Annotated in this window: 17 protein-coding genes; 14 read left to right on the forward strand and 3 right to left on the reverse strand. The window is 72.1% G+C overall.

The window, feature by feature from the left end:
• Window positions 1-42: 42 nt before the first annotated feature.
• Window positions 43-1,023, reverse strand: coding sequence for an ATP-binding protein (locus tag ACFV9M_RS10095; protein ID WP_385065455.1), 981 nt, complete (start codon window positions 1,021-1,023; stop codon window positions 43-45).
• Between the two features lie 101 nt (window positions 1,024-1,124).
• Here ACFV9M_RS10095 and ACFV9M_RS10100 point away from each other — a divergent pair, with 101 nt between their 5' ends.
• Window positions 1,125-1,949, forward strand: a complete 825-nt coding sequence (locus ACFV9M_RS10100) for an oxidoreductase (protein WP_385065453.1) — start codon at window positions 1,125-1,127, stop codon at window positions 1,947-1,949.
• A 585-nt stretch (window positions 1,950-2,534) separates the two neighbouring features.
• Here ACFV9M_RS10100 and ACFV9M_RS10105 read toward each other — a convergent pair.
• On the reverse strand, window positions 2,535-3,371 hold the full coding sequence (locus ACFV9M_RS10105; protein WP_385065451.1) for an HAD family hydrolase: 837 nt from the start codon (window positions 3,369-3,371) through the stop codon (window positions 2,535-2,537).
• Window positions 3,372-3,940: 569 nt separating this feature from the next.
• Between ACFV9M_RS10105 and ssd the strand changes: the two genes are divergently transcribed.
• From ssd to ACFV9M_RS10140, 7 genes are all read left to right on the forward strand, one after another.
• A complete protein-coding gene (gene ssd, locus ACFV9M_RS10110) occupies window positions 3,941-5,053 on the forward strand; it encodes a septum site-determining protein Ssd (RefSeq protein ID WP_385065448.1) in 1,113 nt (370 codons plus the stop codon).
• A complete protein-coding gene (locus ACFV9M_RS10115; protein ID WP_385065446.1) occupies window positions 5,050-6,258 on the forward strand; it encodes a TadA family conjugal transfer-associated ATPase in 1,209 nt (402 codons plus the stop codon). Before ssd ends, ACFV9M_RS10115 begins: the two co-directional genes overlap by 4 nt.
• Window positions 6,242-7,111 (forward strand): type II secretion system F family protein, encoded by an 870-nt coding sequence (locus ACFV9M_RS10120; RefSeq protein WP_385065444.1) that lies wholly within the window; start codon window positions 6,242-6,244, stop codon window positions 7,109-7,111. The genes ACFV9M_RS10115 and ACFV9M_RS10120 overlap by 17 nt, the downstream gene beginning before the upstream one ends.
• A gap of 161 nt (window positions 7,112-7,272) precedes the next feature.
• The gene (locus ACFV9M_RS10125; RefSeq protein WP_385065440.1) at window positions 7,273-8,058 is read left to right on the forward strand and encodes a type II secretion system F family protein; all 786 of its coding nucleotides are present in this window, start codon (window positions 7,273-7,275) and stop codon (window positions 8,056-8,058) included.
• A gap of 128 nt (window positions 8,059-8,186) precedes the next feature.
• Window positions 8,187-8,396 (forward strand): DUF4244 domain-containing protein, encoded by a 210-nt coding sequence (locus ACFV9M_RS10130; protein WP_385065438.1) that lies wholly within the window; start codon window positions 8,187-8,189, stop codon window positions 8,394-8,396.
• 10 nt (window positions 8,397-8,406) lie between these two features.
• On the forward strand, window positions 8,407-8,787 hold the full coding sequence (locus ACFV9M_RS10135; RefSeq protein WP_385065589.1) for a TadE family type IV pilus minor pilin: 381 nt from the start codon (window positions 8,407-8,409) through the stop codon (window positions 8,785-8,787).
• The gene (locus ACFV9M_RS10140) at window positions 8,784-9,227 is read left to right on the forward strand and encodes an Rv3654c family TadE-like protein (RefSeq protein ID WP_385065435.1); all 444 of its coding nucleotides are present in this window, start codon (window positions 8,784-8,786) and stop codon (window positions 9,225-9,227) included. The genes ACFV9M_RS10135 and ACFV9M_RS10140 overlap by 4 nt, the downstream gene beginning before the upstream one ends.
• Here the strand turns inward: ACFV9M_RS10140 and ACFV9M_RS10145 are convergent.
• Window positions 9,181-11,646, reverse strand: a complete 2,466-nt coding sequence (locus ACFV9M_RS10145; RefSeq protein WP_385065434.1) for a DEAD/DEAH box helicase — start codon at window positions 11,644-11,646, stop codon at window positions 9,181-9,183. The genes ACFV9M_RS10140 and ACFV9M_RS10145 overlap by 47 nt on opposite strands.
• Before the next feature lie 81 nt (window positions 11,647-11,727).
• On the opposite strand from ACFV9M_RS10145, the gene bldG reads away from it, so the two are divergent.
• The 6 genes from bldG to ACFV9M_RS10175 all read left to right on the forward strand — a co-directional run bounded on the left by bldG (window position 11,728) and on the right by ACFV9M_RS10175 (window position 18,644).
• Window positions 11,728-12,069 (forward strand): anti-sigma factor antagonist BldG, encoded by a 342-nt coding sequence (bldG, locus tag ACFV9M_RS10150; RefSeq protein ID WP_121787637.1) that lies wholly within the window; start codon window positions 11,728-11,730, stop codon window positions 12,067-12,069.
• Between the two features lie 120 nt (window positions 12,070-12,189).
• On the forward strand, window positions 12,190-12,624 hold the full coding sequence (locus ACFV9M_RS10155) for an ATP-binding protein (RefSeq protein ID WP_385065431.1): 435 nt from the start codon (window positions 12,190-12,192) through the stop codon (window positions 12,622-12,624).
• A 465-nt stretch (window positions 12,625-13,089) separates the two neighbouring features.
• Window positions 13,090-15,495, forward strand: a complete 2,406-nt coding sequence (locus tag ACFV9M_RS10160) for a sodium-translocating pyrophosphatase (protein WP_385065429.1) — start codon at window positions 13,090-13,092, stop codon at window positions 15,493-15,495.
• Window positions 15,496-15,690: 195 nt separating this feature from the next.
• Complete coding sequence (locus ACFV9M_RS10165) at window positions 15,691-16,293, forward strand: small secreted protein (protein ID WP_385065426.1); 603 nt, start codon at window positions 15,691-15,693, stop codon at window positions 16,291-16,293.
• Window positions 16,294-16,436: 143 nt separating this feature from the next.
• Window positions 16,437-17,963, forward strand: a complete 1,527-nt coding sequence (locus ACFV9M_RS10170) for a methyltransferase (protein ID WP_385065424.1) — start codon at window positions 16,437-16,439, stop codon at window positions 17,961-17,963.
• 483 nt (window positions 17,964-18,446) lie between these two features.
• Window positions 18,447-18,644 carry a hypothetical protein gene (locus ACFV9M_RS10175; RefSeq protein ID WP_385065421.1) on the forward strand — a complete coding sequence of 66 codons (198 nt, stop codon included), beginning with the start codon at window positions 18,447-18,449 and terminating at the stop codon, window positions 18,642-18,644.
• Window positions 18,645-18,902 lie beyond the last annotated feature (258 nt).

The raw sequence follows: 18,902 nt of genomic DNA on the forward strand, positions 1-18,902 counted from the left end.
CGGGTGGGCGCTCGGCACCGGGCGGGCCGGGGTGCGCGGCCGTCAGGCGGTGGCGGTGACGCTCTCGCGCAGGATGAACCCGGGGTCGACCTGGGCGGCCAGGTCGGCCCCGGTCCGCTCGTTGCCCCAGGACTGGGCGTTCTTGAGATGGAAGTGCACCATCTGGCGGGTGTAACGCTCCCAGTCGCGCCGCTCGTACGCCGCGTCGACGGTCGAGCGCAGCAGGTCCAGGGCGTGGCGGTTGGTGTCCTCCAAGGCGTCGAACCGGGGCGGCCTGCCCTTCTCCATGGCGCGGACCCAGTGCGACTGTCCGACCGTCACGAGCAGGTCGTCCCCGACCTCGGCGCGGAGGTAGTCGAGGTCGTCCTGGCCCTGCACCTTGTTGCCGACGACCTTCAGCTGCACGCCGAAGTCCCGGGCGTACTCCTTGTACTGGCGGTAGACGGAGACTCCTTTCCGGGTCGGCTCGGCGACGAGGAACGTGATGTCGAAGCGGGTGAACATGCCGGAGGCGAAGGAGTCCGAGCCCGCCGTCATGTCGACCACGACGTACTCGTCACGGCCGTCCACCAGGTGGTTCAGGCACAGCTCCACCGCTCCCGTCTTGGAGTGGTAGCAGGCGACCCCCAGGTCGGCGTCCGTGAAGGGGCCCGTGACCATCAAACGGACGGCGCCGCCGTCGAGTTCCACGGTGCGTGCGCAGGCGTCGTACACCGGGTTTTCCTCGCGCACCCGCAGCAGCCGCGAGCCCTCGCCGGGCGGTGTCGTCTTGATCATCGTCTCGGTGGAGGCGATGCGGGGGTTGGAGCCGCGCAGGTACTCCTTGATCAGCGGCAGCCGGTCGCCCATCGCGGGCAGCTCGGCGGCGTCCGCGTCGTCGAGGCCGAGCGCGGCGCCCAGGTGCTGGTTGATGTCCGCGTCGATCGCGATCACGGGTGCGCCGATGGCGGCGAGGCGGCGGATGAACAGGGAGGACAGGGTGGTCTTGCCGCTGCCGCCCTTCCCAACGAAAGCAATTTTCATGTTCACCAAGAGTAGTGTGGTGATAGCTGTACGTGGCAGGGGTGCGTGAAGAAGACCACTCCTTCGAGGGGTGCGGGCGCCTGTTGCGTAGGGTCGCACTCATGAGTACGACAGGCTCTGCCACCGATCCGCTCGCCACCTTGGGATCGCTGCCCGGGGTGGCCGAGTCCGTGGAGACCGTCCGCAAGGCCGTGGACCGGGTCTACGGTCACCGTGTGATGCGCCGCCGCAGCACTGCGGTCACCTCCGAGGCGGCCCTGCGCGGGGCCCGTGGTTCGTCGGCGCTGTCCGGCGCGGACTGGGCTCTGGAGGAGGTGCGCCGCCGCAGCGACTTCGGGGTCGACGACGAGGCGCTCGTCGTAGGTGCCGCGCTGCGGCTGACCGCGGAGGCCGGTCAGCTGCTGTCGATCTGGCGCCAGTCACCCCTGCGGGTGCTGGCGCGGCTGCACCTGGTGGCCGCTGCGGGCAAGGGGGACGACGTCGGGCGCCCGCGACTGGCCGGTGAGCCCGTCGACGAACCGCTGATCGAGCTGCCGCTGCCCGGCGCCGACGAGGTCTCCGGCCGGCTGGAGGGCCTTTCCGCTCTGATCGTGGCGGGCAGTTCCGCGCCCGCCCTGGTGACGGCGGCCGTCGTCCATGGCGAACTGCTCGCGCTGCGCCCCTTCGCCTCGCACAACGGTCTGGTCGCGCGCGCGGCCGAGCGCATCGTGCTGATCGGCAGCGGACTGGACCCCAAATCGGTCTGCCCGGCCGAGGTGGGCCACGCGGAACTGGGCCGGGCGGCCTACCTGGCCGCCCTGGAGGGCTACGTCTCCGGGACCCCGGAGGGCATGGCGGCCTGGATCGCCCACTGCGGCCGCGCTGTCGAGTTGGGCGCCCGCGAGTCCACGGCGGTGTGCGAGGCGCTGCAACGCGGGGCTGCTTAGCGCCGAGCGGGTCAACGCGGGCGGCCCGCTGGCGGGCGCCCGGACAAAAGATGCGGCGGTACGAGTCCTCGTACCGCCGCTGGCATGCTCACCGGGTTACCAAGCGTCCTCGATATGTCGCCCATCAGGTCGGGGTCTTTGCCCGTTACCTGGTGCGGCTGGCCCGTAATCGACGGGTCGACGTCGCGTGGGTGCTCGGTGTCCATGCAACCGGTCCGTGGGGCCATCTGCGTTTTTAAGGTGATCCTTTCGGATGTCCTAGGTCTCGCGGGCCGTTGAGTCCTTTGTACTCCAGGAGCCCCATAAGCGGAAGCCCTGCCATCAGTTCTTTACTTTTACCCTTAAACAGGTATTAAACGGACTTGTGGACGAGCGTAGGCCGGGGGGCTGGTGGGGCTGGGGCGCCGCCAGGGGCGGGTGAGGCTGCGCCTTGGGCTCGGCCGACCCGCAACCTGGGCTCAGCCGACCTGCGAGCTGGGGTCGGCCACGCAGCGGCCTGGGGTCGGCCATACCGCGACTTGGAGCACGGGGCCGCGACCCGGGTTCGGCGGGCCCGCGATCCGGGTTTCGGCGGGTCCGCGCCGTTCAGACGGCTGCCGCCGACCTGCGCCGACTGGCGTACCAGACGAGGCCGGCCGTGGCGGCCGCGGCACCTATGGCGGCCGCGGCGACCAGGGCAGGGCGGGGCGGCACGCTGAACGACGGAATGCGCTGCTTCAGGCGCACCGGACGGTGGAAGTCGAGAATCGGCCACCCCCGCGCGACGGCCTCGCGGCGCAGCGCGCGGTCCGGGTTCACGGCGTGCGGATGGCCCACTGCCTCCAGCATCGGCAGGTCCGTCGCCGAGTCGCTGTAGGCGTGGCAGCGCGACAGGTCGTACCCCTCCGACTCCGCCAGCTCCTTGATCGCCTCCGCCTTCGTCGGCCCGTACGCGTAGTACTCCACCTCGCCGGTGAAGCAGCCGTCCTCGCCCACGACCATGCGGGTGGCCACCACCCGGTCCGCGCCGAGCAGCTCACCGATCGGCTCGACCACCTCCGCGCCCGACGTCGACACGATCACCACGTCGCGGCCCGCGGTGTGATGCTCCTCGATCAGGGAGGCCGCCTCGTCGTAGATGAGTGGGTCGATCAGGTCGTGGAGGGTCTCGGCGACGATCTCCTTCACGTGCTGGACATTCCAGCCGCGCACCATCGCGGACAGGTATTCGCGCGTCCGTTCCATCTGGTCGTGGTCCATACCACCGACGAGGAAGACGAACTGGGCGTACGCGGTGCGCAGGGCCGCCCTGCGGTTGATGAGCCCGCCTTGGTAGAAGGACTTGCTGAAGGTGAGCGTGCTCGACTTCGCAATGACCGTCTTGTCCAGGTCAAAGAAGGCCGCTGTGCGGGGCAAGGAGTGGTTTTCCACAACCGAGAGCATAGGGGCAGCCCATTCGGCGTAAGGTTGGCGCGTGGGTTTGCCTGAGAGGGCTCTCGGGTACACCATGGAAGTCACGGATCGTTCGCGACCGTGCTAACCCGGTCCGGCTCCTCCCCCCCCGAGTCGGCCGTGGAGACGACCCCCGCTCTCCCCCCCGGCGGGGGTCGTCGCATGTCCGGGTGGGTTTTCTCCTTGAGCAGGCGGCGGTGGCGCCGCGTTCGGTCGGTCACGGCCGTCCCTGCACCCTGCCCATCGGCCATCACTGTGGGTAGTCGTCGGACTGCTCTGCGGAAGTCGCACAGGGAGTGGTGCCGCGGTCACCGGTATGGGTGACGGCGATATTCACAACCACCCACTCGTCCACAGTTATCCACCAAGATCCACACGTTTTCCGGGTTCGCTGCACCGTGATTCCAACGCGTCCGCTCGCGCCGAGTTCATGACCGGTTCCGTTCGCGGACGTCGAGGCCGGTTTCCGCCGGCCGCTCACAGGGGGACCGCTCGCCGGTCCTTCGCACGCACGGGAATCGCGGGGCCGCACAGAGGCGCGTGCCACGCAGCGAAGGGGGATGGACACCGTGACCGGAGCCGTCACACACGACCCGCCGCCCACCGCCGGAGGACGGCAGGGCAGGCCGCTGATCGTCACCGAGGACGCCGAACTCCTGGACGACCTGCTGCGGCTGTGCGCCGCGGCGGGCGCCACACCCGAGGTGCACCCCTCGGTGCCCGCGCAGCGGGGCGGATGGGAGGCCGCCCCACTCGTCCTCGTCGGGGACGACGCAGCGCGCCGGGTGCGCGGAGCCACCCGCAGACGAGGAGTGGTCCTCGTGGGACGCGACCAGGACGACTCCGGGGTGTGGCGCAGGGCTGTCGAGATCGGCGCCGACCACGTCCTGGTGCTGCCCGACGGCGAACAGTGGCTGGTCGACCGCATCGCCGACGTCGCGGAGGGTGTCGGCCGGCCCGCCCTCACCGTCGGAGTCGTCGGCGGGCGCGGCGGGGCCGGAGCGTCCACACTCGCGTGCGCCCTCGCCGTCACCTCCGCGCGTGAGGGGCTGCGTACGCTCCTCGTGGACGCCGACCCGCTGGGCGGCGGGCTCGACGTACTCCTCGGCGGTGAGGCCGAGGACGGACTGCGCTGGCCCGCGTTCGCCGCCTCGCGCGGACGGGTCGGTGGCAGCGCGCTGGAGGAGTCGCTGCCCGAACTGCACCAGCTGAGGGTCCTCAGCTGGGACCGCGGCGACTGCGTCGCCATCCCGCCGCAGGCGGTGCGCGCGGTGCTCGCCGCCGCCCGGCGACGGGGCGGCACGGTCGTCGTCGACCTGCCGCGCCGCATCGACGACGGCGTCGCCGAGGCTCTCGCCCAGATCGACGTCGGGCTCCTCGTCGTCCCCGCCGAACTGCGTGCCGTCGCGGCGGCCGGCCGGGTCGCCTCCGCCGTCGGCATGGTCCTGCGGGACCTGAGGGTCGCGGTCCGCGGACCGTACGCGCCTGGACTCCACGACCGCGAAGTGGCCCGACTGCTCGGACTGCCGCTGGCCGGGGAGGTGCCCGTCGAGTCGGGTCTGCTGCGGGTCGACGGCGGCAAGGCTCCGCCCGGAGCCGCCCCGCGCGGGCCCCTCGCCCGCTTCTGCAAGCAGTTCTGGGAGCGGGCGCTGGTCGAGGCGGGTGCCGCATGAGCGCGCTGCCCGGACTCGAACGGCCGAAGGTGACGGGAACACTGCTCGACGGCGTACGGCAGTGGCTCGCCGAGAGCGGCGCGGAGCCGACCCCCGCCCGCGTCGCGCAGGCGTTGCGGGAGCAGGGGCGAGTCCTCGGTGACGCGGAGGTCCTCGGCGCGGCCGAGCAACTGCGCTCGGAACTGGTCGGCAGCGGGCCGCTGGAACCGCTGCTCGCCGACCCGTCGGTGACCGACGTGCTCGTGTCCGCCCCCGACCGGGTCTGGGTCGACCGCGGCGGCGGACTGGAACTGACCAACGTCTCCTTCCCGGACGCGGCAGCCGTACGGCGCCTCGCGCAGCGCCTCGCCGCGGTGGCCGGCCGTCGCCTGGACGACGCCCGGCCATGGGCCGACGCGCGGCTGCCAGACGGTACCCGGCTGCACGCGGTGCTGCCTCCGGTCGCCGTCGGCTGCACCTGTCTGTCGCTGCGGGTGGTACGGCCACGGGCGTTCACACTCGACGAACTGGTGGCCGCGGGCACGGTGCCGCCGGGCGGAGACCAGGTGCTGCGCGACCTGCTGCGGGCCCGGCTGTCGTTCCTGGTCAGCGGGGGCACCGGCAGCGGCAAGACGACCCTGCTCAGCGCCCTGCTGGGGCTGGGCGGGCCGGGGGAGCGGATCGTGCTCGCGGAGGACTCGGCTGAGCTGCGGCCCGACCACCCGCACGTCGTCCGGTTGGAGAGCCGACCCGCCAACCAGGAGGGAGCGGGGCTCGTCACGCTGGAGGACCTGGTGCGACAGGCGCTGCGCATGCGACCGGACCGGCTGGTCGTGGGCGAGGTGCGCGGGCCGGAGGTCGTCCATCTGCTGGCCGCGCTGAACACAGGGCACGAGGGCGGCTGCGGGACGGTCCACGCCAACGCCGCCGCGGACGTGCCCGCCCGGCTGGAGGCGCTCGGCACGGCGGCCGGGCTCGATCGGGCCGCGCTGCACAGCCAGATGGCGGCCGCCCTGTCGGTGGTGCTGCACCTCGTGCGCGATCCGGCCGGGCGGCGGCGGATTGCCGAGGTGCACGTGCTGGAGCGGGACCCGTCCGGACTGGTGCGGACGGTGCCCGCGCTGCGGTGGCAGGCGCGGGCGTTCAGCCGGGAGCGCGGGTGGGAGCGGCTGCGGGAACTGCTGCGGGGCCAGGGGAGCGGAGAGGGAGATGAACGTGACGCCTGAGGTGCCGATGGTCGCGGCCGCGGCCTGCGCCGGCGCGGCGATCTGGCTGCTCGGCGGGCCGTACTCCGGAGCCCGGCGGGCGCAGCTGCTGCTGGCGGGAGGCGGGGTGGTCGACAGCGGTCCCCCGTCCTGGCCGGATCTCGCCGACGAGCTGCGCAGGATCCGCGGGCGGTGGCGCCCCGAGTGGTGGGCGCCGGTCGTCGGGCTGGTCCTTGCGGTGCTGGGTGCCTCGGTGCTGCCGGTCGTCGCGGGGGCGGCCGGAGTGCCCCTGCTGCGCCGGGCGCGGCGCGCTCGTGAGGCTCGGCGGGGCAGGGAGCGCCGGGGTGACGCCGTGATCGCGCTGTGCGGGGCTCTCGCCGGGGAGGTGCGCGCGGGACAGCAGCCCGGTGAGGCCCTGCGGCGGGCCGCCAGGGATTCCGCAGGACTGGGTGCGGCACAGCCCGCCGTGCTGGCGGCGGCACGGTTCGGTGGGGACGTGCCCGGTGCGCTCGCGGTCGCGGCACGGCAACCGGGGGCCGACGGGCTCCTGGGGCTCGCCGCGTGCTGGCGGGTGGCCGTGGACCAGGGAGCGGGCCTCGCCGCCGGCCTCGACCGCCTCGAGGGGGCACTGCGAGCGGAGCGGGACCAGCGAGCCGACCTCAGAGCGCAGTTGGCGGGCACGCGCTCCACGGCGGTGATGCTCGCCGGGCTGCCGGTCCTGGGACTCGCCCTGGGGACCGCGCTGGGCGCCGACCCCCTGCACGTCCTGCTGCACACCGGCGCGGGGTGGGGGTGCCTGCTGGTCGGCGGGGTGCTGGAGGCCCTCGGGATGTGGTGGGCGGTGCGCATCGTGCGGGGCGCGGAGGAGACGTGAGGCGGGAGCGGGCGGGAGGCGAGGAGAGCTCTGCGGTCCGCTCGACGGGTCGCCGTGACGGGTCGGGTGGTGCCGAATGACAGGTCGTGTGGTGCCGAATGGCGGATCGGGTGTGCCGGATGACGGGTGGGGTGGTGCCGGATGAGGGAGACGGAGGCGGAATGAGTACGGAAGTTGTCCACAGGCTGGGGGCGGTCGTGGGGATCGCCCTGGCCCTGGTGTGGCTCGCGCGGTGGTTGACGGGCGTGCGGCGTGGGCGCCGGACACGGCAGCGGCTGGCCGCATTGCCGGCTGCGGCACGGGAGCCGGACACCTCACGTCCTGCCCTGCCGGAGGCTGTGCGGCGGTGGCTGCCCGAGGTGGCCGTCCTGGGCACCGGGTGGGTGATGGGCGGTGGCGCGGTCGGTCTCGCCGTGGGGGTGACCGGCGCTGTGGGGCTGGGGTGGTGGCGTCGCCGACAGCGGGCGGCCGCTCCCGTGAACGCGGTCGACGCACAGGTTGCCGCACGGCAGCTCCCTCTCGCCGCCGACCTGTTGGCCGCGTGCATCGCCGCCGGTGCCGGTCCGGTGATGGCGGCCCAGGCGGTGGGTGAGGCCTTGGGCGGCCCCGTGGGGGACGGCCTGGCGCGCGGTGCCGCCGAGGTGCGGCTGGGCGGCGAACCGGCCACCGCCTGGCGGAGGCTGGCCGCCGCGCCGGGCGCCGCAGCCCTGGCCCGACTGCTGGAACGGGCCGACGTCACCGGACTTCCGGCGGCCGCGCCGGTCGCCCGGCTCGCCGCCGACGCCCGGGCCGAGTGGGCACGCACGGGAACGGCTCGTGCCCGGCGCGCCGCGGTCATGGTCACCGCGCCGGTGGGGCTCTGCTTCCTGCCCGCCTTCATCGCGGTGGGCATCGCACCCGTCGTGATCGGGCTGGCCGGCGGGGCTCTGGGAGGGGGTGGACCGTGACGGCGCGGTGAGCGTGCGAGCACCGGCAGGACGAGGAGGCACTGGCAGGAGCAGTGCGCGGGTTCAGCGCACCGGCAGGACCGGTGGACGCGACGGAATCAACGGAAACGGACCTCACGGGGGTTGAGATGAGCAAGACGGTACGGGCGCGGATGCGTGCCCTGGTGTGCGGGGGGCGCGGGGCGCGCAGGGACGCGGGGATGGTGACGTCCGAGTACGCGATGGGCATCGTCGCGGCGGTCGGCTTCGCCGTGATCCTCTACCAGGTGGTGACGAGCGGGGCGGTCACCGAGGCGCTGCAGGACATCGTGAAGCGGGCGCTCAGTGCGAGTACGTGAGTGGGGACCGATGCGGGGCGGGGACCGGGGCTTCGTGACGGCGGAGTCGGCCGTCGTGCTACCGGTGCTGGTGGCGTTCGCGATGGCGCTGGTGTGGGGCCTGCTCGTCATGGCGGCTCAGATCCAGTGCGTGGACGCCGCCAGGACCGGTGCCCGGGCCGCCGCCCGGCAGGACCCGGTCGACGCGGTGGTCGAGGTGACCCGGGCGACGGCACCCCGCGGGGCGCAAGTGACGGTTCACCGGGGAGGCGGCCTGGTCCGGGTGGTGGTCGTGGCGCGGCCGCCGGTGCTGCGGGGGCTGCCGTTCGAGGTGCGGGAGGAGGCCGTGGCGGCGGCGGAGGACGTGGCGGCAGGGGCCGTGGCGGCGGAGGACGGGGAGGTGGGCTGGTGAGAGGGCGTTTCCGCCGCGGATGGCTGTTCCACGGCTCGGGATCCGATCGGGGTTCGGCCACTGTCTGGACGCTCGGGGCGATCGTCGTGCTGTGTGTGGTGTTCGGCGTGGTGCTCGCCCTGGGCCAGGCCGTCCTGTCCCGGCATCGCGCGGCCGGCGGTGCGGACCTCGCCGCGCTCGCGGCCGCCGACCACTGGACGGACGGCGCCGCGGCGGCCTGCGCTCGCGCGGAGCGCGTGGCTCGGGCGCAGGGGGCGCGGTTGGTCCGGTGCGTGGTCGTGGGGGAGGTCTCGGACGTGACGGCGGCGGCCGGGCGGGGGCCGTTCGCCGCGGAGGCCAGGGCGAGAGCGGGGCCTCCCGGGCCGGCGGACACCGAGCCCCCCGCCGCCCCGGTCAGCTCACCGGCTTCTCCTCCGGCGCCCCCCGCAGCAGTTCCGTGAGCAGCCGTACGGCTCCCTTCTTGTGCAGCGGGTCGTTGCCGTTGCCGCATTTGGGGGACTGGATGCAGGAGGGGCAGCCGGCCTCGCACTCGCAGGAGGCGATGGCCTCGCGGGTGGCGGTCAGCCAGGAGCGGGCCGTGTGAAAGGCCCGCTCCGCGAAGCCCGCGCCGCCGGGGTGGCCGTCGTAGACGAAGACCGTGGGGAGGAGCGTGTCGGGGTGCAGGGGGATCGACACGCCGCCGATGTCCCAGCGGTCGCAGGTCGCGAAGAGGGGCAGCATGCCGATGGAGGCGTGCTCGGCGGCGTGCAGGGCGCCGCCGAGGATCTCCGGGTTGATCCGGGCGGCGTCCAGCTGGTCCTCGGTGACCGTCCACCACACGGCGCGTGTGCGCAGGGTGCGGGGAGGCAGGTCGAGCTTCGACTCGCCGAGCACCTCACCGGTGATGAGCCGTCGGCGCAGGAAGGAGACCACCTGGTTGGTGACCTCGACGGAGCCGAAGCACAACCGCCCCTCGCCCCATGGGACTTCGACGTCCGTCTCCAGCACGGAGATCGCCGTGGTGTCGCGGGCGACCGTCGAGTACGGCGGTTCGGCCTCCTCGACCAGGGCGACCGAGTCGTCCAGGTCCAGTGACCGCACCAGGTAGGTGCGGCCCTGGTGGAGGTGGACGGCGCCCTCGTGGACGGTCGTGTGGGCGGCGCCCTCGTCGACCGTGCCGAGCAGACGGCCCGTCCCCTGCTCGACGATCTGGACCGGCCGGCCGCCCCCGCCGCGGATGTCGGTCAGGTCGGCGGCCCGTTCCCGGCGTGTCCAGTGCCAGGCCCTCGTCCGGCGGCGCAGCAGCTTCGCGGCCTCCAGCTGCGGCAGCAGTCCCTCCGTCCCGGGGCCGAACAACGCCAGGTCCTCGTCCATCAGGGGCAGCTCGGCGGCGGCCGCGCACAGGTGCGGGGCCAGGACGTAGGGGTTGTCGGGGTCGAGGACCGTCGACTCCACGGGCCGGTCGAACAGGGCCTCGGGGTGGTGGACGAGGAAGGTGTCCAGGGGGTCGTCGCGGGCGATCAGGACGGCGAGGGCGCCCTGTCCTGCCCGGCCCGCGCGGCCGGCCTGCTGCCACAGGGACGCGCGGGTGCCCGGGTAGCCGGCGATCAGGACGGCGTCCAGTCCCGAGACGTCGATGCCGAGTTCCAGGGCGGTCGTGGCGGCCAGGCCGAGGAGGTCGCCGGAGTGCAGGGCCTGCTCCAGGGCGCGGCGTTCCTCGGGCAGGTAGCCGCCGCGGTACGCCGCGACACGCCGGGCCAGGGACCGGTCCACCTCGGCGAGGCGTTCCTGGGCGATCACCGAGATCAGCTCGGCGCCGCGCCGGGAGCGGACGAAGGCGACCGTCCGCACCCCCTGGACGGTGAGATCGGTGAGCAGGTCGGCGGTCTCCGCGGTGGCGGTACGGCGGACGGGGGCGCCCTTCTCGCCCTGCATCTCGGTGAGCGGGGGCTCCCAGAGGGCGAACACCAGTTCACCTCGCGGGGAGGCGTCGTCGGCGACCTCGACCACGCGCAGGCCGGTCAGCCGGCCGGCGGCCACCGCGGGCTCGGCCGCCGTCGCGGAGGCCAGCAGGAAGACGGGGGAGGCGCCGTAGCGGGCGCACAGCCGGCGCAGTCGGCGCAGCACCTGGGCGACGTGGGAGCCGAACACGCCGCGGTAGGTGTGGCACTCGTCGATGACGACGTACCGGAGCGACTTGAGGAAGGAGGACCAGCGGGGGTGGGACGGCAGGATGCCGCGGTGCAGCATGTCCGGGTTGGTGAGGACGTAGTTCGCGTACTGGCGGATCCACTCGCGTTCCTCGAACGGGGTGTCGCCGTCGTACACGGCAGGGCGTACCGCCGTGCCCAGTGGTTGTGAAAGTTTCTTCACGGATCGGCACTGGTCCGCCGCGAGCGCCTTCGTGGGGGACAGGTAGAGGGCGGTGGTGCCGCGGCCGTTCGGGGCCTCTGAGCCTTCCAGCAGCGCGGACAGGACCGGGACGAGGTACGCCAGGGACTTCCCGGACGCCGTGCCCGTCGCGACGACCACCGAGTCGCCGTCCAGGGCGTGCTCGGCGGCTCGGGCCTGGTGCACCCAGGGGTGCTCGATGCCGCAGGCCTGCACGGCTGCGATCACCTCCGGGCGAATCCGGTCAGGCCAGACGGCATGGCGGCCCTCGCGCGGGGGCAAGTGCTCCGTATGAGTGATGCGCGACGCCCGGTTCGGACCGGGGGCGAGCCGGTCCAGGACCGCGCCCGGCGACAGGCGGGAGGTGTGCTGTGCCGGGGATCGATCGGATCGGTGATTCTTGGCCATCGGCACCGAGTGTGTCACTGGCGTGACGGACAATGGAGCCAAGGCGTCGTGCACGCCTGCCGGTAAGTGATTGAATGCCATCGCGGCTGGCGAACCGTCCCGGGGGCTCCTGCCGAGGTGTCCCGAGGGGCGACCGCTCGATAGCAAGGTGCTGGAGGATCCGTGGACCTGTCCCTGTCGACCCGTACCGTCGGCGATCGTACGGTCGTCGAGGTCGGTGGCGAAATCGACGTATATACCGCGCCCAAGCTGCGCGAGCAGCTGGTCGAGCTGGTGAACGACGGGAATTTCCACCTCGTCGTCGACATGGAGGGCGTGGACTTCCTCGACTCCACCGGGCTCGGCGTGCTGGTCGGCGGTCTGAAGCGAGTGCGTGCCCACGAGGGCTCGCTGCGCCTGGTCTGCAACCAGGAGCGCATTTTGAAGATCTTCCGCATCACCGGTCTCACCAAGGTGTTTCCCATTCACACCTCGGTCGACGAAGCGGTGTCGGCCACCGACTGACCGCCGTTCCCGGGCACGAGAACAGCCGCGCCCGGGGCGGCAGCACAGTTGAACACCGGGGGGACCGGGCTTCGGCGGCCCGGCCCCCCTACAGCACGCCCGTAGTTCCGAGGGGGATGCATGGCCACCGTTGAACTCCGTTTCAGCGCGCTGCCCGAGCACGTCAGGACCGCCCGACTGGTGGCGGCAGCGGTGGCGCGCAGGGCCGGAGTGGACGAGGCCGTCCTCGACGAGGTCCGGCTCGCCGTCGGTGAGGCCTGCACCCGCGCTGTCGGACTGCACCAGACCGGCGGCATCACCGCGCCGGTGAAGGTGCTGCTCATCGAGGAGGAGAAACAGTTCTCCATCGAGGTGGGCGACGAGGCGCCACGCTCCTCACCCGGTGACCGGGCGCCCGGCACCGGCGGGGACGCCGACGCCGAGGCGGAGGAGGACGAGATGGGCCTCGCCGTCATCAGCGGCCTCGTGGACGACGTGGAGGTCACCGCCGGCGAGCACGGCGGGGCCATCCGCATGACCTGGCCGAGCATCCTGGCGTCCACGCCACCGGCCTGAAGCATCGGCCTGGCACCACCGGCCTGAAGCATCGGCCTGGCACCACCGGCCTGAACCCTCGGCCCGACACCACCGGCGTGGCTTCGTCGGCTCGATGCCGACGGCCGTTCAGGTGAACCGGTGACACAGACAGCGAAGGGCCCCACTCGTGGGGCCCTTCGTCATGTGCGGAGATCGCTGACCGCGCTTACAGTGGTCCCAGGCGGTGAATCTTGAAGAAATGAATCTTGCCGGTGAATTCGTGAATCAATTCACGAAACGCAATGCCTCGAAGGCGTTACCGGCCCTACTCGATCAGTCATTGATCGGCGATTGATCAGCCATCGATCGGCCATTTGATCACGCGCTTGATCGCCCTCCTTGCGTGCGAAGGCGAATTGCATGCGCCGCGCACTGTTTTGATCAGGTTCCGGTACCTACAATCCGTCCACATCTTGAGCTCAGCCCAAGCGTCAAGGAGGACGAATGGCGGGGCATTCTACCCCTCATCGGTTGGACCACCCCACAACCTTCGCAGCCGCAGTGCTGACCGACGGCAACCGCCTGCTCGTGGTGGTCATCGGGGTCGTCGCACTGGCTGCGCTAGTGGTCGCGGGCGTGCTGCTGCGCCAAGTGCTCGCGGCCGGCGAGGGCACCGACAGCATGAAGAAGATCGCGGCAGCGGTTCAGGAAGGCGCCAACGCCTATCTCGCCCGGCAACTGCGCACGCTCGGTGTATTCGCCGTCGTGGTGTTCTTCCTGCTCATGCTGCTGCCCGCGGACGACTGGAATCAGCGCGCCGGACGATCCGTCTTCTTCTTGATCGGTGCGGCGTTCTCGGCGGCTACCGGCTATATCGGCATGTGGCTCGCCGTACGCAGTAATGTGCGCGTTGCCGCGGCGGCACGGGAAGCGACTCCGGCGGAGGGTGAACCGGAAAAGGACCTCACCGCCGTCTCGCACAGAGCCATGAAGATCGCTTTTCGTACGGGCGGCGTCGTCGGCATGTTCACGGTGGGGCTCGGTCTGCTCGGCGCCTCCTGCGTGGTGCTGGTGTACGCGGCCGACGCGCCGAAGGTGCTGGAGGGCTTCGGCCTGGGCGCGGCGCTCATCGCGATGTTCATGAGGGTCGGCGGCGGGATCTTCACCAAGGCCGCCGACGTCGGCGCCGACCTCGTCGGCAAGGTCGAGCAGGGCATCCCGGAGGACGATCCGCGCAACGCCGCGACCATCGCCGACAACGTGGGCGACAACGTGGGCGACTGCGCGGGCATGGCGGCCGACCTCTTCGAGTCGTACGCCGTGACGCTGGTCGCCGCGCTGATCCTCGGCAAGGTGGCCTTCGGTGACGCCGGACTCGCCTTCCCGCTGCTCGTGCCCGCGATCGGCGTGGTCACCGCGATGATCGGCATCTTCGCGGTCGCCCCGCGCCGCACCGACCGCAGCGGCATGTCCGCGATCAACCGGGGCTTCTTCATCTCCGCGGTGATCTCCCTCGCGCTGGTCGCCGTGGCCGTGTTCGTCTACCTCCCCGGAACGTACGCGGACCTCGACGGCGTCACCGACGCGGCGATCCAGGGCAAGAGCGGCGACCCGCGGATCCTCGCCCTCGTCGCGGTGGCGATCGGCATCCTCCTGGCGGCCGTCATCCAGCAGTTGACCGGCTACTTCACCGAGACCACCCGGCGCCCGGTCCGCGACATCGGCAAGACGTCGCTCACGGGCCCCGCCACCGTCGTCCTCGCCGGAATCTCCGTCGGACTCGAATCGGCTGTCTACACCGCCCTGCTGATCGGCCTGAGCGTGTACGGGGCGTTCCTGCTCGGCGGTACGTCGATCATGCTGGCGCTGTTCGCGGTGGCCCTGGCCGGCACCGGACTGCTCACCACCGTCGGCGTGATCGTCGCGATGGACACCTTCGGCCCGGTCGCCGACAACGCCCAGGGCATCGCCGAGATGTCCGGCGACGTCAAGGGCGCGGGCGCGCAGGTGCTCACCAACCTCGACGCCGTCGGCAACACCACCAAGGCCATCACCAAGGGCATCGCCATCGCCACCGCCGTCCTCGCGGCCTCGGCGCTCTTCGGGTCGTACCGTGACGCGATCACGACCGGCGCGCGGGAGGTCGGCGAGAAGCTCAGCGGGGACGGGGCGCCGATGAGCCTGATGATGGACATCTCGCAGCCCAACAACCTCGTCGGCCTGATCGCGGGCGCGGCAGTCGTCTTCCTCTTCTCCGGGCTGGCGATCAACGCGGTGTCGCGGTCGGCGGGATCCGTGGTGTTCGAGGTGCGGCGGCAGTTCCGGGAGAAGCCCGGGATCATGGACTACAGCGAGACACCGGAGTACGGCAAGGTCGTCGACATCTGTACGAAGGACGCGCTCAGGGAACTGGCGACCCCGGGGCTGCTCGCCGTCATGGCGCCGATCTTCATCGGGTTCACGCTCGGCGTCGGCGCGCTCGGCGCCTACCTCGCGGGCGCGATCGGCTCGGGCACGCTGATGGCGGTCTTCCTCGCCAACTCCGGTGGAGCCTGGGACAACGCCAAGAAGCTCGTCGAGGACGGCCACCACGGCGGCAAGGGCAGCGAGGCCCACGCGGCCACGGTGATCGGCGACACGGTCGGTGACCCCTTCAAGGACACGGCCGGCCCCGCGATCAACCCGCTGCTGAAGGTCATGAACCTGGTGGCACTGCTCATCGCGCCCGCCGTGATCAAGTTCAGCTACGGCGACGACGCGAACATCGGCGTGCGGATCGTGATCGCGGTCCTCGCGCTCCTGGTGATCGTCGGCGCGGTGTACGTCTCCAAGCGGCGGGGGATCGCCGTGGGTGACCAGGACAACGCCGACTCGTCCTCCAAGTCGGCCGATCCGGCGGTGGTTTCGTAGGGCACGTACAGGATCCGCAGATCAAGGAGCGGGCGGACGGCGCGGGTTGACGCGCCGTTCGCCCGCTCCGCTGTGTGCGAGCCCGGCCCGTGAGCCTTCTCTCCCTTGGTGTAAAAGACTCTATTCATGTATAGAGCAGACATTCATCCTGGGGGTGTCGACCGGTTGGCGTGTATGTTTCCGGGGCCGAGAGCCATGGAAGGGACCGATCCGGTGAACAAGAAGCTCGCGGCCGCACTGTCCGGCGGTGCGGTACTGGTACTGGCGCTGGCGGGATGCAGCAGCGACGACGACGGCAACAAGGAGCTCGACGCCTGGGCGAAGAAGGTCTGCGACGCCCTGCCCGCCCAGGACGCCAAGGTCGACGCGGCCAACGACGCCATCAAGCAGGCCGCCACGGACGACAACGCCCCGGCGAACGTCCAGAAGACCGACTCCCAGGCCTTCCAGGACATGTCCGACGCCTACAAGGCGCTCGCGCAGGCCGTCCAGAAGGCGGGCGCGCCCCCCGGCGTCGAGGACGGCAAGAAGAAGCAGCAGGCGGCCGTCACGGCCCTCAACGACCTCTCCGCCTCGTACGCCGACCTGAAGACGCAGGTCGACGCGCTCGACACGAAGGACCAGGCGAAGTTCGCCGACGGCCTTCAGGACATCGCCACCGATCTGGGCGAACTCAGCAAGAGCGGCAACACCGCGCTGAAGAACCTGGAGCAGGGCGACGTCAAGAGCGCCATGGCCCAGCAGGCCAGCTGCAAGAAGGTGGCGGCCTCCGCCTCGGCCCGCGCCACGACCAGCTGACGCCGGTCACGTCCGGCTGACCCCGGTCACGTCCGGCTGCCCCCGGTCACGTCCGGCTGCCCCCGCCCCCCCGGCTCATGCCCGGCCGTCGCCGGGCCCGTCGGCCGATCCGGGCGGGGCGGGCGGCAGGCGCGCGGGACACAATGGGTGGCGTGAGTAACGCCACCCTGTCCTCCCTTCCCTCCGCCGACCGCCCCGACGTCGCCGCCCGGCTGCGCGAGGCCCTGCTCGCGGCCTCCTTCACCGCCGACGGACTGCTCGACCTGCTCGGCGCCCCCGCGTACGCGGCCCTGGCCCGCAGCGAGGTCGTGCCCGCACTGCGCGCGACCCGCGGGGACACGCCGCTGGAGACGCTCGTCCGCCTCTTCCTGCTCCAGCAGCCCGTCCCGCACACGCGCGTGGAAGGCGTTCTGCCCGTCCACGCGTGCGTGGAGAGCGGCTGGCTGAGGCGGGCCGGCGAGGACGACGTCGCCGCGACCGTGGACGTACGGCCGTACGGCGGGCCGGACGGCGAGGACTGGTTCATCGTGTCCGACCTGGGGTGCGCGGTCGGCGGGGCCGGAGGCATCGGCAGCCGGGACGAGAACGTCGTCCTCGGCGTCGGCGGTGCGTCGACGACCCTCGCCGGGATCACCGTGCGCACGCCCGTCGACTCCGCCCTCGACCTCGGCACCGGCTCCGGGATCCAGGCGCTGCACGCCGCCCAGCACGCCACGCGCGTGACGGCGACCGACCTCAACCCGCGCGCGTTGCACATCACCGCGCTCACGCTGGCCCTGTCCGGCGCTCCGGCGGCAGACCTGCGCGCCGGGTCGCTCTTCGAGCCCGTGCGGGACGACGAGACGTTCGACCTGATCGTGTCGAACCCGCCGTTCGTGATCTCGCCGGGGGCGCGGCTGACGTACCGGGACGGCGGGATGGGCGGGGACGATCTGTGCCGGTCGCTCGTTCAACAGGCCGGGGAGCGCCTGAACGAGGGCGGGTTCGCGCACTTCCTCGCCAACTGGCAGCACGTGGAGGGGGAGGACTGGCAGGACAGGATCAGGTCATGGGTGCCGCGCGGGTGCGACGCCTGGGTCGTGCAGCGCGAGGTGCAGGACATCACGCAGTACGCGGAGCTGTGGCTCAGGGACGCCGGTGACCACCGTGCCGACCCGCGGGAGTACCAGGCGCGGTACGACGCGTGGCTGGACGAGTTCGAGGCGCGCAAGGTGAAGGCCGTCGGCTTCGGCTGGATCACGCTGCGCAAGACGGCGTCCGCGGAGCCCACCCTCACCCTCGAGGAGTGGCCGCACCCGGTCGAGCAGCCGCTCGGGGACACGGTCCGGGCGCACTTCGAGCGCCTCGACCACCTGCGGGCGCACGACGACGCGGCCCTGCTCGCCGGGCACTTCAGGCTCGCCGCGGAGGTCGTGCAGGAGCAGGTCGGACTCCCGGGCGCCGAGGACCCGGAGCACGTCGTGCTGCGCCAGCACCGCGGTATGCGCCGGGCCACCAGGGTGGACACGGTCGGCGCGGGCTTCGCGGGCGTGTGCGACGGTTCGCTGAGCGCGGGCCGCATCCTGGACGCCATCGCGCAGCTCGTCGGCGAGGACCCCGTGCTGCTGCGCGACCGCACGCCGGCGCAGATCCGGCTGCTGGTGGAACAGGGCTTCCTAGAGCCGGCCTGAGGGCCGCCTCGCCCCGGCGGCTGCGACGTCCCGGGGCGCCCCCGCGCCGAGCCGCCCCTCACGGATCGCGCTGCCTCACACACCCACCCGGTGATCGGAACCGTTCAGAAGCCCGACAAAAAATGAGCTGCAAGAAGGGCATCGACAACGCGGTCCGGTCTGTACCGACACATTCGAGTCGGTCCGGACACCCGGTTCCTGGCCGTCGCGGCCCGAAGAGCGACCGATGAGGATCACGGAAACACCGGATTCGCCAAGATCGTGAGCGCGATGAGCGGGTCCGGCGACGAGAACACCGCACCGAACGGCACCCGCGCGCCGTTCGGTGTGAGACCCGTCGCACTCCGGCGCGCGGCTCCCGGCGGCACGCCGCTCCCGACCGTCGACCCGGCGTTCACCCCGGGTTCGCCCGGGCGCCGCCCGCGCGTGCCAGCCTCGTGGGACAGGGCACGCGCGGGCGGCGGAAGAGGAGCGCGGACGATCATGGAAAGTGGACCGGCGATCTTCGCTGGAGCGGTATTCGCCCTGTTCGGAGGCGGTCTGCTGCTGTGGACAGCGGTTCGGGTGCGGCAGCGCCGGCCCGTCGCCCACGGTGTGAGCCCCATCGCATCGGCGACGCTCGCGGCGTTCGCCGCCGTGGTCGCACTGGCCCTCGGAACGTGGTGCTTCACCCGCCTCTGAAAGCCTTCCGGGGCGGCGGGGAAGCGGTGCCGAAGATCTTGCGGGAGGCCGTGTGAGAACCGCTTCGGTGCGGCAGCGGGACAATTGAGAGGTCGCGCTCCGGTCCGGCGGAAAAGTGCGGGTCGACACTCCGGGCGGCAGGAATGGCGGTAGTCGGGTTACCGTTCGAGTGGCCGTTGCGGGCTTTTCCCGTTTGACACGGGGGCGGGCTGTACCGTCACACTCCGCAGCGTCACCATGACCCAACCCCGGGAACAA

Origin of the sequence: Streptomyces sp. NPDC059895 (genome assembly GCF_042731035.1) — a bacterium.
Classification (GTDB): domain Bacteria; phylum Actinomycetota; class Actinomycetes; order Streptomycetales; family Streptomycetaceae; genus Streptomyces.

Excerpts from the sequence above, each read along its gene's own strand:
- ACFV9M_RS10135 (WP_385065589.1), top strand. The coding sequence starts at position 8,407 with ATGCGGGGCGGGGACCGGGGCTTCGTGACGGCGGAGTCGGCCGTCGTG.
- ACFV9M_RS10145 (WP_385065434.1), bottom strand. The coding sequence starts at position 11,646 with ATGGCATTCAATCACTTACCGGCAGGCGTGCACGACGCCTTGGCTCCA.
- ACFV9M_RS10115 (WP_385065446.1), top strand. The coding sequence starts at position 5,050 with ATGAGCGCGCTGCCCGGACTCGAACGGCCGAAGGTGACGGGAACACTG.
- ACFV9M_RS10155 (WP_385065431.1), top strand. The coding sequence starts at position 12,190 with ATGGCCACCGTTGAACTCCGTTTCAGCGCGCTGCCCGAGCACGTCAGG.
- ACFV9M_RS10130 (WP_385065438.1), top strand. The coding sequence starts at position 8,187 with ATGAGCAAGACGGTACGGGCGCGGATGCGTGCCCTGGTGTGCGGGGGG.
- ACFV9M_RS10120 (WP_385065444.1), top strand. The coding sequence starts at position 6,242 with ATGAACGTGACGCCTGAGGTGCCGATGGTCGCGGCCGCGGCCTGCGCC.
- ACFV9M_RS10100 (WP_385065453.1), top strand. The coding sequence starts at position 1,125 with ATGAGTACGACAGGCTCTGCCACCGATCCGCTCGCCACCTTGGGATCG.
- ACFV9M_RS10095 (WP_385065455.1), bottom strand. The coding sequence starts at position 1,023 with ATGAAAATTGCTTTCGTTGGGAAGGGCGGCAGCGGCAAGACCACCCTG.
- ACFV9M_RS10165 (WP_385065426.1), top strand. The coding sequence starts at position 15,691 with ATGGAAGGGACCGATCCGGTGAACAAGAAGCTCGCGGCCGCACTGTCC.
- ACFV9M_RS10160 (WP_385065429.1), top strand. The coding sequence starts at position 13,090 with ATGGCGGGGCATTCTACCCCTCATCGGTTGGACCACCCCACAACCTTC.
- ACFV9M_RS10105 (WP_385065451.1), bottom strand. The coding sequence starts at position 3,371 with ATGCTCTCGGTTGTGGAAAACCACTCCTTGCCCCGCACAGCGGCCTTC.
- ACFV9M_RS10175 (WP_385065421.1), top strand. The coding sequence starts at position 18,447 with ATGGAAAGTGGACCGGCGATCTTCGCTGGAGCGGTATTCGCCCTGTTC.
- ssd (WP_385065448.1), top strand. The coding sequence starts at position 3,941 with ATGGACACCGTGACCGGAGCCGTCACACACGACCCGCCGCCCACCGCC.
- ACFV9M_RS10125 (WP_385065440.1), top strand. The coding sequence starts at position 7,273 with ATGAGTACGGAAGTTGTCCACAGGCTGGGGGCGGTCGTGGGGATCGCC.
- ACFV9M_RS10170 (WP_385065424.1), top strand. The coding sequence starts at position 16,437 with ATGGGTGGCGTGAGTAACGCCACCCTGTCCTCCCTTCCCTCCGCCGAC.